13 protein-coding genes are annotated in these 12,818 nt (G+C 72.4%); 7 read left to right on the top strand and 6 right to left on the bottom strand.

The genetic code is table 11. The features are described 5' to 3' along the window. Window positions 1-21: 21 nt before the first annotated feature. The 3 genes from OG917_RS09920 to OG917_RS09910 are packed head-to-tail and all read right to left on the bottom strand — an operon-like array spanning window position 22 to window position 2,932. Window positions 22-1,227 carry a sensor histidine kinase gene (locus tag OG917_RS09920; protein ID WP_328317198.1) on the bottom strand — a complete coding sequence of 402 codons (1,206 nt, stop codon included), beginning with the start codon at window positions 1,225-1,227 and terminating at the stop codon, window positions 22-24. Window positions 1,228-1,238: 11 nt separating this feature from the next. After that, window positions 1,239-1,964 (bottom strand): ABC transporter permease, encoded by a 726-nt coding sequence (locus OG917_RS09915; protein WP_328317197.1) that lies wholly within the window; start codon window positions 1,962-1,964, stop codon window positions 1,239-1,241. Continuing rightward, the gene (locus tag OG917_RS09910; RefSeq protein ID WP_328317196.1) at window positions 1,964-2,932 is read right to left on the bottom strand and encodes an ABC transporter ATP-binding protein; all 969 of its coding nucleotides are present in this window, start codon (window positions 2,930-2,932) and stop codon (window positions 1,964-1,966) included. The genes OG917_RS09915 and OG917_RS09910 overlap by 1 nt, the downstream gene beginning before the upstream one ends. 293 nt (window positions 2,933-3,225) lie before the next feature. Between OG917_RS09910 and OG917_RS09905 the strand changes: the two genes are divergently transcribed. From OG917_RS09905 to OG917_RS09895, 3 genes are all read left to right on the top strand, one after another. After that, a complete protein-coding gene (locus OG917_RS09905; RefSeq protein ID WP_328317195.1) occupies window positions 3,226-4,080 on the top strand; it encodes a MaoC/PaaZ C-terminal domain-containing protein in 855 nt (284 codons plus the stop codon). 57 nt (window positions 4,081-4,137) lie between these two features. Then, window positions 4,138-5,214 (top strand): Zn-dependent alcohol dehydrogenase, encoded by a 1,077-nt coding sequence (locus OG917_RS09900; RefSeq protein ID WP_328317194.1) that lies wholly within the window; start codon window positions 4,138-4,140, stop codon window positions 5,212-5,214. Window positions 5,215-5,352: 138 nt separating this feature from the next. Then, window positions 5,353-6,294, top strand: coding sequence for a 3-oxoacyl-ACP reductase (locus OG917_RS09895; protein ID WP_328317193.1), 942 nt, complete (start codon window positions 5,353-5,355; stop codon window positions 6,292-6,294). A 183-nt stretch (window positions 6,295-6,477) separates the two neighbouring features. Here OG917_RS09895 and OG917_RS09890 read toward each other — a convergent pair whose 3' ends face one another. Continuing rightward, a complete protein-coding gene (locus OG917_RS09890) occupies window positions 6,478-6,654 on the bottom strand; it encodes a hypothetical protein (RefSeq protein WP_328317192.1) in 177 nt (58 codons plus the stop codon). 68 nt (window positions 6,655-6,722) lie between these two features. Next, the gene (locus tag OG917_RS09885; protein ID WP_328317191.1) at window positions 6,723-8,015 is read right to left on the bottom strand and encodes a hypothetical protein; all 1,293 of its coding nucleotides are present in this window, start codon (window positions 8,013-8,015) and stop codon (window positions 6,723-6,725) included. 187 nt (window positions 8,016-8,202) lie between these two features. On the opposite strand from OG917_RS09885, the gene OG917_RS09880 reads away from it, so the two are divergent. The 4 genes from OG917_RS09880 to OG917_RS09865 all read left to right on the top strand — a co-directional run bounded on the left by OG917_RS09880 (window position 8,203) and on the right by OG917_RS09865 (window position 12,086). Next, window positions 8,203-9,246, top strand: coding sequence for an ABC transporter substrate-binding protein (locus OG917_RS09880; RefSeq protein WP_328317190.1), 1,044 nt, complete (start codon window positions 8,203-8,205; stop codon window positions 9,244-9,246). 61 nt (window positions 9,247-9,307) lie between these two features. Continuing rightward, entirely contained in the window at window positions 9,308-10,162 is an 855-nt protein-coding gene (locus OG917_RS09875) for a Nif3-like dinuclear metal center hexameric protein (protein WP_328317189.1), read from the top strand. Beyond that, the gene (locus OG917_RS09870; RefSeq protein WP_328321767.1) at window positions 10,159-10,902 is read left to right on the top strand and encodes a zinc ribbon domain-containing protein; all 744 of its coding nucleotides are present in this window, start codon (window positions 10,159-10,161) and stop codon (window positions 10,900-10,902) included. Before OG917_RS09875 ends, OG917_RS09870 begins: the two co-directional genes overlap by 4 nt. After that, the gene (locus OG917_RS09865; protein WP_328321765.1) at window positions 10,902-12,086 is read left to right on the top strand and encodes a bifunctional RNase H/acid phosphatase; all 1,185 of its coding nucleotides are present in this window, start codon (window positions 10,902-10,904) and stop codon (window positions 12,084-12,086) included. The genes OG917_RS09870 and OG917_RS09865 overlap by 1 nt, the downstream gene beginning before the upstream one ends. Window positions 12,087-12,146: 60 nt before the next feature. Here OG917_RS09865 and eda read toward each other — a convergent pair whose 3' ends face one another. Next, a complete protein-coding gene (gene eda / locus OG917_RS09860) occupies window positions 12,147-12,764 on the bottom strand; it encodes a bifunctional 4-hydroxy-2-oxoglutarate aldolase/2-dehydro-3-deoxy-phosphogluconate aldolase (protein ID WP_328317188.1) in 618 nt (205 codons plus the stop codon). Between the last annotated feature and the right edge of the window lie 54 nt (window positions 12,765-12,818).

Genomic DNA, 12,818 nt, shown 5'->3' with positions numbered 1-12,818 from the left:
CCGGGGATTACGGGACAGCCCTTAGGGGCATCCGTGCGCAGCTCCGGCCACGGTGTCCGGTGCGCTGGTCTCCACCGGCAGCTCGGCCACCAGGCGGAAGCCGGACCGCGGGCCGGGGCCCGCGTCCAGCGAGCCGCCTGCCGCTGCCAGACGCTCCGTCAGGCCCTTCAGCCCGCTGCCGGGCGGCGTCCCGCCCTCGCCGCGGCCGTTGTCGCTGATGACCAGCCGCACCCGCTCCGGGTTCGTGCCGTCCACGGTGATCTCGCACCGGGTGGCCCTGCTGTGCCGCACGGCGTTGGTGACGGCCTCCCTGACGACCCAGCCGAGCAGCGAGGCGCTCTGCGGCTCCAGCGGCGGCCCCGACTGGCGTACGACGGGTTCGATCCCGGCGGCGGTCAGCGCGGAGCGGGCGCTGTCCAGTTCGGTAGCCAGACTGGCGTCCCGGTAACCGGTGACCGCCTCCCGGATCTCGGTCAGGGCCTGCCTGCCGACGGTCTCGATGTCGGAGATCTGGGCGAGGGCCGCGTCGATGTCGCGCGGGGCCAGCCGCCGGGCCGCCTCCGACTTCACCACGATCACCGAGAGGGTGTGGCCGAGCAGGTCGTGCAGATCGCGCGAGAAGCGCAGCCGCTCCTTCTCCACGGCCGAACGGGCCAGCTCCTGACGGGTGGAGCGCAGCTCCATCACGGTCTCGGAGAGGGTCAGGATCGCGGCGGTCACCGCCCCGGAGATGAAGGTGCCGTACCCCAGCGTCCAGGGGTCCCACGGGCTGTGTCCCTCACTGCTGGAGATGTACCCGGCGGAGGCCGAGAGGATCATCAGGGCGGTACCGAGCCGCCGGTCGCGCAGGGTGGTGCCGACGGCGAGCGAGAGCAGCGGGAAGAACAGCAGCCAGCTGCCGCCGTAGCCGAGGGCCAGACCGTAGGTGATGGACGCCAGGGCGCCGAGCAGCCAGAGCGTCGTTCGGCTCTGGCGCTTCTCCTTGTCGAACGCGCGGAACGCGATCGAGACGTAGAGGGAGTTGAAGGCCAGCAGCCCGGCTCCGCCGATCCACGGGTTCGGCGCCTCGCCGCCGATCAGATTGGAGAAACTGCCCAGCCCCATCAGCAGCCACGGCAGCAGGGTGAAGGCGTTGGGCGGCCCCGGACGCCTCCGCTGCTTGATCTCCCTGCGCCGCTGGACGCAGGCTCTCCACCACCGTCTCAGCAGGTCCAGCTTCGTATGCATCATCTCTCCCGTCACACGGTCCTCGCGGACCGACGGTACGAGATCACCGCGTACGTGCCGAACGCCAGCAGCCAGGCGGCGAGCACCGCCACCGTGCCGAGAGCCGGCGCGCTGCCCCGGGCGGTGGACCAGCCGAGCTCGGCGAAGCGGTTGGTCGGGGTGTAGCGGGCGACGGAGCGCAGCCAGCCAGGGAAGGCGTCGACCGGGAACCACAGCCCGCCCACGATGGCGAGCCCCATCAGACAGGCCACGTTCACCACGCCCGTGGTCTGGGCGGTGAGCCGGTAACCGTTGCCGATCCCCAGCAGCGTGAACGGCAGCGCACCGGTCCACAGCAGCAGGGTGAGGACGACCCACTGCCAGGCGTCGATCCGTACGCCGTTGACGAGCGCCCCGGCCAGCAGCACCGCGACAATCCCCGGCAGCACGGTCACCGAACCGGAGACCGCCCGGCCCAGCACCACCTGCGACGGCGGCAGCGGGGTGACCCGCAGCTGCCGCAGCCAGCCCAGGGACTTGTCCGACGCGACCCCGGTGCCGACGCCCAGCGCCGCGCCCAGCGCGCCGTACGCGGCCATGCCGACCATCGAGGTGACCCGCCAGGCCGCCGAGTCGGGGTCGCTGGGGCCGATATTGGTGAACAGCAGGTACATCACCACCGGCATGCCGATGCCGAAGATGACGAACCCGGGATCGCGCAGCGTCCGCCGCACTTCGAGCTTGATGTACTCCAGCATCAGACCGCTGCTTCCTGTGCGGTGCGCGGGGGGACCCCGGCGGACGAGGAGCCGGACGGGGTGCCGCCGGTCTCCGGTGCGGTGAGGGCCAGGAAGGCGTCCTCCAGTGTCGCGGGGGCGACCGCGAGGCCGCGGATCGCGCCCCGCTCCGCCAGGGCGACGACCGTGGCGTCCGAGTCGTCCGTACGCAGCGACGCCCGGTCCGCCCGGACCTCGACCGAGGTGACACCGGGCAGCTCCTGGAGCCCCTCGGTGCCGGCGCCCGCCAGGTCGAAGGCGACCAGGCTGCCGCCCGCCGAGCGCTTCAGCAGCTCGGAGCTGCCGTCGGCGACGATGCGGCCCTGGTGAATGATCACGATGCGGTCGGCATTGCTGTCGGCCTCCTCCAGGTAGTGCGTGGAGAAGAGCACGGTCTTCCCGCGCCGCGCGTACGCCCGCATCGAGTCCCAGAACGCCCGCCTGGCCTCCACATCGAGCGCGGCGGTCGGCTCGTCCAGCACGATCAGGTCCGGATTGCCGGCGAGCGCGACGGCGAACCTGACCCGCTGCATCTGGCCGCCGGAGAGCTTGTCGACCCGGCGGGCGCCGTGTTCGCCGAGCCCTGCCATGTCCAGCGCGTCGGCGACCGGGAGCGGGTGCGGGTACGTACTGGCCACGAAGGAGACCAGCTCCCGCACCGTGACCCTCGGGATGGGCTGCCCCGCCTGGAGCATCGCGCCCACCAGGCCGGCCCCCACCGCCTCGCCGGGTGTCCGGCCGAAGAGCCGTACCTGTCCGCTGTCCGGCTGGTCGAGCCCGAGCAGCAGGCTGATCGTGGTGGACTTTCCGGCCCCGTTGCGCCCGAGCAGGGCGACGGTCTCCCCGCGGTGGATCTCCAGGTCCGCGCCGTCCACGGCGCGCACCGCCCCGAAGGTCTTGACGGCCCCCGTGAAGCTCACCGCAGGCGCGGTGTCTGCTGTCTGCGTCATGCCCCCCACGGTAGGGAAGGGGGGCGGCCGCCGGGCAGATGCGGTTGTACGCATCCGGCCGGGACAAATGTCACCGCCGGCCGCCCGGCCGGATGGCGTGGGCCGCCGCGCCACCCCTGTCTGACGCGGCGTCAGGAGCCTTCACAACTCGTGAGGGGTGCGTTATACATGGGGCCATCGGCCTAGAACGCGTTCTAGAAGGGCGCGGGAAGCCGGTCCCGTACGACCTCGGTGCGCCTGACGGTGCGGACGGTCGCACCGAGGTCTTTCCACCGTCAAGGAGCGCCTGCCCCATGCCCATCGATGCCGCAGAGGCCATCGCAGCGGAGCCCCGCTCCGGCGAGATCGCCTGGGACCACAAGGACATCCAGCTCTACCACCTGGGAATCGGCGCGGGCCGGCCGCCCACCGGCGCCGACGAGCTGCGCTACACCCTGGAGTCCAGGCTCCACGTCCTGCCCAGCTTCGCGACCGTCGCGGGCGCCGGCATGGCGCTGATGGGCGGGCTCGCCGCACCGGGGATCGATGTGAACCTGGCGGCCGTTCTGCACGGCGGACAGAGCATCGTGCTGCACCGGCCGATTCCCGTCGGGGGGTCGGCGGTCTCCAGCTCCCGGGTCCGGGCGGTGTACGACAAGGGGAAGGCGGCCGTCATCGTGCTGCGCTCCGAAGTCTCCGACGCACAGGGCCCGTTGTGGACCAGTGACGCGCAGATCTTCGTACGCGGGGAGGGCGGCTTCGGCGGCGAGCGCGGCCCCTCCACCAGGACCGCCCTCCCCGGCCGGGCCCCGGACCGCACCGAGGACCGCCCGGTCCGCGAGGACCAGGCGCTGCTCTACCGGCTCTCCGGCGACTGGAATCCGCTCCACGCCGACCCGGAGTTCGCCAAGCTCGCGGGGTTCGACCGCCCCATCCTGCACGGGCTCTGCTCGTACGGAATGACGCTCAAGGCCGTGGTCGACGCGGTGCTGGGCGGCGATGTGACCCGTGTCGACTCGTACACCACCCGCTTCGCCGGGGTCGTCTTCCCCGGCGAGACCCTCCGGATCCGGATGTGGCAGTCGCCGGGGCGGGTCCAGGTGGCGGTCGCGGCCGTCGAGCGGGACGAGGCGCCGGTTCTCGCGGACACCGTCGTCACCCACCACTGACCCGGCCGCCCGCACGCCCTGATCCATCAGATCCAGTCGTATGTGAGGAGCCGCACCATGCGCGCAGCCGTACTGCACGAGATCGGCCAGGACAAGCTCGAAGTCCTCGACGACATCGAGGCGGTGGGTTTCGGACCCGGCAAGGTCAGGATCAGGGTCAGGGCCACCGGCCTCTGCCACTCGGACGTCTCGGCGATGAACGGGGTGCTGCCGCAGCCCGCGCCGTTCGTCCCGGGGCACGAGGGTGCGGGCGAGGTCATCGACGTCGGCGACGGGGTCACCGGCGTCGCCACGGGTGACCGGGTGGTGATCTGCTGGCTGCCCGCCTGCGGTGCCTGTCCGGCCTGCAAGCGCGGCCAGACCGAGCTCTGCCTCGCCGGGTTCATGAACGCGGGCACCCCCAACTTCAAGCGCCCCGGCGGCGACGTCTTCGGTTTCGCCGGGACCGGCACCTTCACCGAGGAGGTCGTCGTGGGTGCCGGGTGCGCGGTGCCGATCCCCGACGACGTGCCGTTCGAGATCGCCGCGCTCATCGGCTGCGGGGTGACCACCGGGCTGGGCGCCGCCATCAACACCGCGAAGGTGGAAGCCGGTTCCTCGGTCGCCGTGATCGGCTGCGGAGGTGTCGGTATCTCCGCCATCCAGGGCGCACGGCTCAGGGGTGCGTCGCAGATCATCGCCGTCGACCCGGTGGCCTCACGCCGGGAGGCGGCGCTGGCCTTCGGCGCGACGGAAGCCGTGGCGCCGGACGCGCTGAACGACGCCAAGCAGCGCGTCACGGCGGGGGAGGGCTTCGACTACGTCTTCGAGGTCGTCGGGAAGTCGGCCACCGCCCGCACGGCGTACGAGACGACCCGGCGCGGCGGCACCCTCTGCATCGTGGGCGCGGGCGCCATGGACGACTTCCTCCAGCTCAACATGTTCGAGCTGTTCTTCGACGAGAAGCGGATCCTGCCCTCCATGTACGGCGGCGGCGACGTGGTCCGTTCGTACGAGCGGGCCATCTCGCTCTGGCGGTCGGGCCGGATCGACCTGGAAGGCCTGATCACCCACCGGGTGAAACTCGCCGGGATCAACGACGCCCTGGACCAGATGCGCTCCGGTGAGGCGCTGCGCACCTGCATCGAGATCTGACACCCGGAGCACCCGAGACCGGAACGCCCGCACCCGGAACGCCCGCACCCGGGACGCACCGAGTACACCGAACGGCCGGAGCACCGGGAGCGCCCGGAATGCTGCGGACGCCCGCAGACCCGTAAGGAGAGCTCGTCCATGTCCTTGCCCCTTGATGGCCTGTCCGCGATCGTCACCGGGGCCGGCCGCGGCCTCGGCCGCGCCGAAGCGCTCGAACTCGCCCGGCTCGGCGCGAGTGTCGTCGTCAATGACTCCGGCAGGCCCGGCCGCGACGGCTCAGGCGACGCGTCCGCCGCTCCCGCCGAGGAGGCCGCCGCCGAGATCCGCGCGGCGGGCGGACAGGCGGTCGCCCACATCGGCGACGTCGCCGACCACGAACAGGCCCGTGCGCTGGTGCAGTTGGCCGTCGACACCTACGGAAAGCTCGACATCCTGGTCAACAACGCGGGGATCCTGCGGGACCGGATGGTCTTCTCGATGACCGAGAGCGAGTGGGACTCGGTCATCCGGGTGCACCTCAAGGGGCACTTCAACACCACCCACTTCGCCTCTGCGCACTGGCGCGAGCGGTCGAAGGCGGCGGGCGGCCCGGTCCACGGCCGCATCGTGAACACGTCGTCGGAGGCGTTCCTCGCGGGCTCGGCGGGCCAGCCGAACTACGCGGCGGCCAAGGGCGGCATCGTGGGGCTCACCACCTCGACGGCGCTGGCACTGGCCAAGTACGGAGTGACCGCCAACGTGATCTGCCCGCGGGCCAGGACCCGGATGACCGAGGACGTGTTCGCGGGCTTCGGTGAGCCCGTCGCGGGGGAGCTCGATCCGCTGGCGCCCGAGCACGTGTCTCCGCTCGTCGGCTACCTCGCGTCCCCGGCGGCCGCGAAGGTCAACGGCCAGCTGCTCGTGGTGCACGGGGGAATGGTGGCCGTGGTGGAACGCCCCAGGGTGGCGGCCAAGTTCGACACGGCGAAGACGGTCTTCACGTACGAGGAACTGGACGAGGCGCTCTCGCCCTACTACGCGGACCGCCCGCCGGACGAGACCTTCGCCGCCGCCGAGGTGCTGGGCCTCAAGCACGGCTGACCACGGCGCGGTCCGGCGGTGGAGCGGTCCGGTGGCGGAGCGGCACGTACGCCTGCCCTGCCCCGGCTCCTCCCGCCTGCGGCCCACGCGTGGCGGGCCTGCACAGGCCGGGAGGACCGGCCCCCGCGGATACGGTGGCCGGCCCTCCCGGTGATGGCTGAACGGTCCTGCGATGCGGACCGTTCAGGCCGCGTTCGAGTGCTGTTCCCCCGAACGGCGGTGGCGGCCGTGGGTCTCCGCCTGCGACGCCTCGGTGGGCGCCGTACCCCCCCGGTGCTTTCCGGAGCCTCCGGCTTCGCCCCGGCCGGCGGCCGCAGGCTGCGGGCGCGACTGGGCGGTGTCGGTCCTGGCTTCAGACATGATGGGAAATCTCCCCCGTCAAATCGCTGTGATTGCTTCTTTGCCGTGCTGTGCCGTGCTCGCGGTGATCATGAGCGTGCGACCACCGTTGCGTGCGCAGACCCGCGGTTTCGGCCAGGCTGCGAGCGACTCGTCAGAGGCGCCTGCTGCAACGGTACGGGCTTGCACACAGGAGGAGTCACCTGGGCTGTACATGGTTCCTGACCAGCGTCTTCCGTTTGTGCGGGTTCTGTGGCCCGGTCGCCGGACGGCTCCATCCTGAGATCGAGCGGCAGCCCGTCGAGTGGCCGGATGTCCACCACGCCGACGGGCGCCGCCCCCGTGGTGCAGGGCAGTCGGAGCACCCCCTCCGCGCTCCACAGCCCCGCACCCGCCAACCACCCCTCGGGGGCGGCACGTTGCAGCAGCCGCCGTCCCGCGGGGCGCCACACACCGAGTCGGCTGCCCGCCGCGTCAGCGATCCGCAGCGCGACCCCGCAGCTCTCCGGCATGAGCACCTGCCCCGGCTGCACGGCGAACGGCGTCACCACCGCGTCCTCCACCCGGAGGCACTCCGGGAACCTGACGGGCCGCCGGCTCCCCAGCACGCCCCACCCGAGCCGCTCGTCCCCGGGCGCGTCCGACCGTACGAGCAGCAGTCCGCTGTCCGGGTCCGCCAACAGCAGGCGGTCGTCGCTGCCGTCGGCGATCTGGAGCAGCGGGGAGACCTCCCCGCCCCGCTCCAGGTCGACCGCGACCGTCTTGGTGACCCCGCCCGTCTCCCGGTCGAGCGCCAGCATCCGGCCCGTACGGTCCAGCCACACCCCGCCGGTGCAGCGCCCGGGCACCTCGGCGATGTGCTCGGGGCCGAAGGCGCCGCCCGCCACCAGCCAGACCGTGGTCGAGTGTGCGCCGGGCGCGAGTGCGTACGCACGGCTGCCGCCCGGCGCCGGGGGCAGCAGGGTCAGCCGCCCGCACTCGACGGCGCCGAGCGGCAGTTCACCGGTGTCCGGTCCGGTCGGGTACAGCAGGGAGAAGGCGTGCCGTCCGTCCACCGACCGCCGGATCAGCACCCGCCCGTCGGCCATCGGCAGCACGTCGGAGCAGGGCTCCTCGGGCTGATGGCCGGGCAGTTCCACCGCGTAGGGCTCCGGGCCGTCCAGGGTCCAGCGCTCGGGGAACCAGGCGTCCCCGCTGCGGCGGGCCAGCCGGGCCGCGTAGGACCCGTCGCCGGCGATGGTGAGGTCCGTTCCCGCCGGCGCGCCGTACCCGGTGCTCCGGGCACGGCTCTGCGCCAGGTGTCGTGCACCGTTCTCCGTGCCGCCCTGCGGGGCGGTCCTCACGGCGGTCTCTGTCGCGGTCTTCGTGGCCGAGGCCGTCATATACCGGTCACCTCCGGACACCGAAGCTAGTTTTCGCACGTCCTGCCGAGCCGGAGGGGCACTGTCGCTTCACACATAAGGGTGGCTGTCCTGGGGTTCGGCTGAGGGGGAGGGGGCCGGTGTGCTGGGAAAATGAGAGAACGTTAAGGTAAGGCACACCTAAGTGGTCCCTGTCAGGAGCTTCGCCATGTCCGTACGTCGCCGCAGCACCGCTGCCGCCGCCCTCGCGCTCACCGGCGCGCTCGCCCTCACCGCCTGCGGGAGCAGCGACAGCGACGACGGCGGTCCGGGCTCGGGCAAGGCCGGCGCGGCGGCGAAGAAGGACGTGGCCACCGGGGGCAAGGACTTCGGCGAAGCGGCGCAGAAGACCGCCGCGCTGGGCACCGACGCCAAGCCCGGCCGGTTCCCCCGCACCATCACCCAGGCCATGGGCAAGACAGTGATCAAGGCGAAGCCCCAGCGGGTCGTCGTGCTCGACGTCGGTGAGCTGGACAACGTCGTCTCCCTCGGCATCAAGCCGGTCGGCTACGCACCCACCGAGGGGAGCGAGGGCATCCCCGGCTACCTGAAGAAGAACGCGGGCCACCCGAAGAACGTGGGCACCATCAACAGCCTCAACCTGGAGGCCATCGCCAACCTCCACCCGGACCTGATCCTGGGCAGCCAGCTGCGCGCCGCGGACAAGTACGACCAGCTCAAGAAGATCGCACCGACCGTCTTCTCCATCCGCCCGGGCTTCACCTGGAAGCAGAACTACCTGCTGAACGCCGCGGCCCTGGACCGGACCGCGGCGGCCGAGGCCGAGCTCGGCGCGTACGAGAAGCGCGCGAAGAAGCTGGGGACCGACGTCGGCGCCCACAAGCCGGTCATCTCGATGGTCCGCTACATGCCCGACCGGATCCGCCTCTACGCGGAGGACTCCTTCATCGGCACCATCCTCAAGGACGCCGGGCTGCCGCGGCCCAAGAGCCAGCAGGTCAAGGACCTCGCGGTGGAGATCAGCCCTGAGAAGATCGACTCTGCGGACGCCGACTGGATCTTCACCGGCGTGTACGGCGACCCCAAGGCCACGAAGCGGGACACCGTCCAGGCCAATCCGCTCTGGAAGAACCTCGGGGCGGTCAGGGACGGACAGGCGAAGAACGTCCCCGACGAGACCTGGTACCTCGGTCTCGGTGTGACGGCGGCCAACAAGGTCCTCGACGACCTCCAGGGCTACCTCGTCAAGTAGGACAGCGGGCGGGGCGGGACCGACCGGCAGCCGGGGTACGGAGCGCAGGTAACCTGTAACCGTGCCCCGTCTGTCTGAAGTCCTCTCCGCACTCGACGCCCTGTGGCCGCCCGAGCGCGCCGAATCCTGGGACGCCGTCGGCACGGTCTGCGGCGACCCCGACGACACGGTCGACCGCGTCCTTTTCGCCGTCGATCCCGTCCAGGAGATCGCCGACGAGGCCGTACGGCTGGGCGCCCAGCTCGTCGTCACGCACCACCCCCTCTATCTGCGCGGTACGACGACGGTCGCCGCCGGCACCTTCAAGGGCCGGGTCGTCCACACCCTGATCCGGCACGGCATCGCCCTGCACGTCGCCCATACCAATGCCGACACCGCCGATCCGGGGGTCTCCGACGCCCTGGCGGGCGCACTGGACCTGCGGGTGGTGGGCCCGCTCGTTCCCGACCCCACCGACCCGCTCGGCCGCCGGGGGCTCGGCCGCGTCTGCGAGCTGGACCACCCGCTGCCGCTGCGGGACTTCGCCGCGCTGGCGGCGGCCCGGCTGCCCGCCACCGCCCAGGGAGTCCGCGCAGCGGGCGACCCGGACGCGCTCGTGCGCACGGTCGCGGTCAGCGGCGGGTCCGGCGACAGCCTCTTCGACCGGGCGCGCGCCGCCGGGGTCGATGCCCTCCTCACCGCCGACCTGCGCCACCACCCCGTGTCCGAGGCCGTGCAGCAGTCGCCGCTCGGCCTGCTCGACGCGGCACACTGGGCCACCGAGTGGCCCTGGTGCACCCAGGCCGCGGCCCAGCTCGACGAGATTTCCGACCGCAACGGATGGGGTCTGCGCACCCACGTGTCCCGTACGGTCACAGACCCCTGGACCGCCCACGCGGCGTCCACCGCAACCGATCATTCTGGAGCCCCCAACTGAACGCCGCGCACGCCGACCAGATCCGACTTCTCGACGTCCAGTCCCTCGACGTACGCCTCTCGCAGCTCGCGCACCGGCGCAAGTCACTGCCGGAGCACGCCGAGATCGACTCCCTGACCAAGGACCTCACCCAGCTCCGTGACCTGCGCGTCGCCGTGCAGACCGAGGAGAGCGACACCGCCCGCGAGCAGACCAAGGCCGAGCAGGACGTCGACCAGGTCCGCCAGCGCTCGCTCCGCGACCAGCAGCGCCTCGACTCCGGTGCGGTCAGCTCGCCCAAGGACCTGGAGAACCTCCAGCGCGAGATCACCTCGCTCGCCAAGCGCCAGGGCGACCTGGAGGACGTGGTCCTGGAGGTCATGGAGCGCCGCGAGTCCGCGCAGGAGCGGGCCACCGAGCTCACCGAGCGCGTCTCGTCCGTCGAGGCCAAGGCGGCCGACGCCACCGAGCGCCGTGACGTGGCCGCAGCGGAGATCGACCGCGAGAGCGCCACGCTCACCAAGGAGCGCGAGATCGTGGCCGGTTCGGTCCCCGCCGACCTGATGAAGCTCTACGAGAAGCTGCGCGAGCAGCAGGGCGGTGTCGGCGCGGCCCGGCTCTACCAGCGCCGCTGCGAGGGCTGCCGCCTGGAGCTCAACATCACCGAGGTGAACGAGGTCAAGGCCGCGTCCCCCGATACGGTGCTGCGGTGCGAGAACTGCCGCCGCATCCTGGTGCGTACGGCCGACTCGGGCATCTGATGCGGGAGTTCGTCGTCGAGGCGGACGGCGGATCCCGGGGGAACCCGGGGCCCGCGGGCTACGGCGCCGTCGTGCTCGACCCGGCCACCGGGGAGACCCTCGCCGAGGACGCCCAGTACATCGGCATCGCGACGAACAACGTGGCCGAGTACCGGGGCCTGATCGCCGGGCTGCGCGCCGCCGTCGCGCTGGACCCGTCCGCCCGGATCAGGGTCCGGATGGACTCCAAGCTCGTCGTCGAGCAGATGTCGGGCCGCTGGCAGATCAGGCACCCCGACATGAAACCGCTGGCCGCCGCCGCGGCGGCGGTGCTGCCCCGGGCGCAGGTGACGTACGAGTGGATCCCGCGCGCGCAGAACAAGCACGCGGACCGGCTCGCCAACGAGGCGATGGACGCGGGCCGCGACGGCAGGCAGTGGGAGCCGTCCGCGTCGACGGCGGACCTCACCGCCCGCGGTGCGGGGGAGCGGGAGTCCGCGGCTGCCCGCCCGGCGGCACCGGCGGCCGGTGGCGAATCCACCGCTGCCCCGTCCGTCGGCTGGGGAGCCACGGCCGACCTGGGCGCCCCCGCGACCTTCGTCCTGCTGCGCCACGGCGAGACGGCGCTCACTCCGCAGAAGCGGTTCTCCGGCAGCGGAGGCACGGACCCGGAGCTGTCATCGGCCGGCCGGGAGCAGGCCGCCGACGCGGCCGCCGCGTTCGCGGACCGCTCCACCATCGAGGCGGTCGTCTCCTCGCCGCTGCGCCGCTGCCGGGAGACGGCTCAGGCCGTCGCCGGCCGGCTGGGCCTGGAGGTACGGATCGACGAGGGGCTGCGCGAGACGGACTTCGGCGCGTGGGAGGGGCTGACCTTCGGCGAGGTGCGCGCACAGTACCCGGCCGACCTGGACGCCTGGCTCGCCTCACCGAAGGCGGCGCCCACCGGCGGCGGCGAGAGCTTCGCGACGGTGGCCCGCAGGGTCGCGGCGGCCCGCGACCGCCTGATCGCCCGCCACCGGGGGACGACCGCGCTGCTCGTCACGCACGTCACACCGATCAAGACACTGGTGCGGCTCGCCCTGGGAGCACCGCCGGAGTCGCTGTTCCGGATGGAGCTGTCGGCGGCCTCCGTCTCGACCGTGGCGTACTACGCCGACGGGAACGCCTCCGTACGGCTGCTGAACGACACGTCGCACCTGCGCTGAGCCGGGCGGACACAGGGCGGGACCGCGGGCCCGGCCGTGCGGGGCCGGGCCCGCGGCGGTTCAGCCGCGCAGCGCGGCCGCGCCGCGGGCCAGCTGCTCGACCCGGTCCCAGTCCCGTGCCGCCACCGCATCGGCGGGCAGCATCCACGTGCCACCGACGCACGCCACGTTCGGCAGGGCCAGGTACGAGGGCGCCGACGCCAGTGAGATGCCGCCGGTGGGGCAGAACCTCGCCTGCGGCAGCGGTCCGCCCAGGGACTTGAGGTAGGCCGTACCGCCCGCGGCCTCGGCGGGGAAGAACTTCATCCCGGTGATGCCGCGCTCCAGGAGCTCCACCACCTCCGATGTGGTGGAGACGCCCGGCAGGAACGGCACACCGGACTGGGTCATCGCGCCGAGCAGCCGGTCCGACCAGCCGGGGCTGACCAGGAACTTCGACCCGGCGGACACGGCCTGCGCGACACCGTCGGGGGAGATCACGGTGCCGGCGCCGACGACGGCCTCCGGCACCTCGGCGGCTATGGCGCGGATCGCGTCGAGCGCGGCCGGGGTCCGCAGCGTCACCTCGATGGCGGGCAGCCCGCCCGAGACCAGGGCCCGCGCCAGCGGCACGGCAGCGGCGGCATCGTCGATGACGACAACAGGAACGACGGGGGCGAGGTCAAGCACGGAAGTCATACCGGCATCCTGCCCCGGCACACACGCCCTGCGCAACGCGCGTTGCACACCGTG

The organism is Streptomyces sp. NBC_00388 (assembly GCF_036061255.1).
GTDB lineage: Bacteria > Actinomycetota > Actinomycetes > Streptomycetales > Streptomycetaceae > Streptomyces.
Note: the sequence above shows the minus strand (reverse complement) of the source record. Positions and strands in the feature narration are given on the sequence as shown.

Excerpts from the sequence above, each read along its gene's own strand:
- OG917_RS09920 (WP_328317198.1), bottom strand. The coding sequence starts at position 1,227 with ATGCATACGAAGCTGGACCTGCTGAGACGGTGGTGGAGAGCCTGCGTC.
- OG917_RS09915 (WP_328317197.1), bottom strand. The coding sequence starts at position 1,964 with ATGCTGGAGTACATCAAGCTCGAAGTGCGGCGGACGCTGCGCGATCCC.
- OG917_RS09910 (WP_328317196.1), bottom strand. The coding sequence starts at position 2,932 with ATGACGCAGACAGCAGACACCGCGCCTGCGGTGAGCTTCACGGGGGCC.
- OG917_RS09905 (WP_328317195.1), top strand. The coding sequence starts at position 3,226 with ATGCCCATCGATGCCGCAGAGGCCATCGCAGCGGAGCCCCGCTCCGGC.
- OG917_RS09900 (WP_328317194.1), top strand. The coding sequence starts at position 4,138 with ATGCGCGCAGCCGTACTGCACGAGATCGGCCAGGACAAGCTCGAAGTC.
- OG917_RS09895 (WP_328317193.1), top strand. The coding sequence starts at position 5,353 with ATGTCCTTGCCCCTTGATGGCCTGTCCGCGATCGTCACCGGGGCCGGC.
- OG917_RS09890 (WP_328317192.1), bottom strand. The coding sequence starts at position 6,654 with ATGTCTGAAGCCAGGACCGACACCGCCCAGTCGCGCCCGCAGCCTGCG.
- OG917_RS09885 (WP_328317191.1), bottom strand. The coding sequence starts at position 8,015 with ATGACGGCCTCGGCCACGAAGACCGCGACAGAGACCGCCGTGAGGACC.
- OG917_RS09880 (WP_328317190.1), top strand. The coding sequence starts at position 8,203 with ATGTCCGTACGTCGCCGCAGCACCGCTGCCGCCGCCCTCGCGCTCACC.
- OG917_RS09865 (WP_328321765.1), top strand. The coding sequence starts at position 10,902 with ATGCGGGAGTTCGTCGTCGAGGCGGACGGCGGATCCCGGGGGAACCCG.
- eda (WP_328317188.1), bottom strand. The coding sequence starts at position 12,764 with ATGACTTCCGTGCTTGACCTCGCCCCCGTCGTTCCTGTTGTCGTCATC.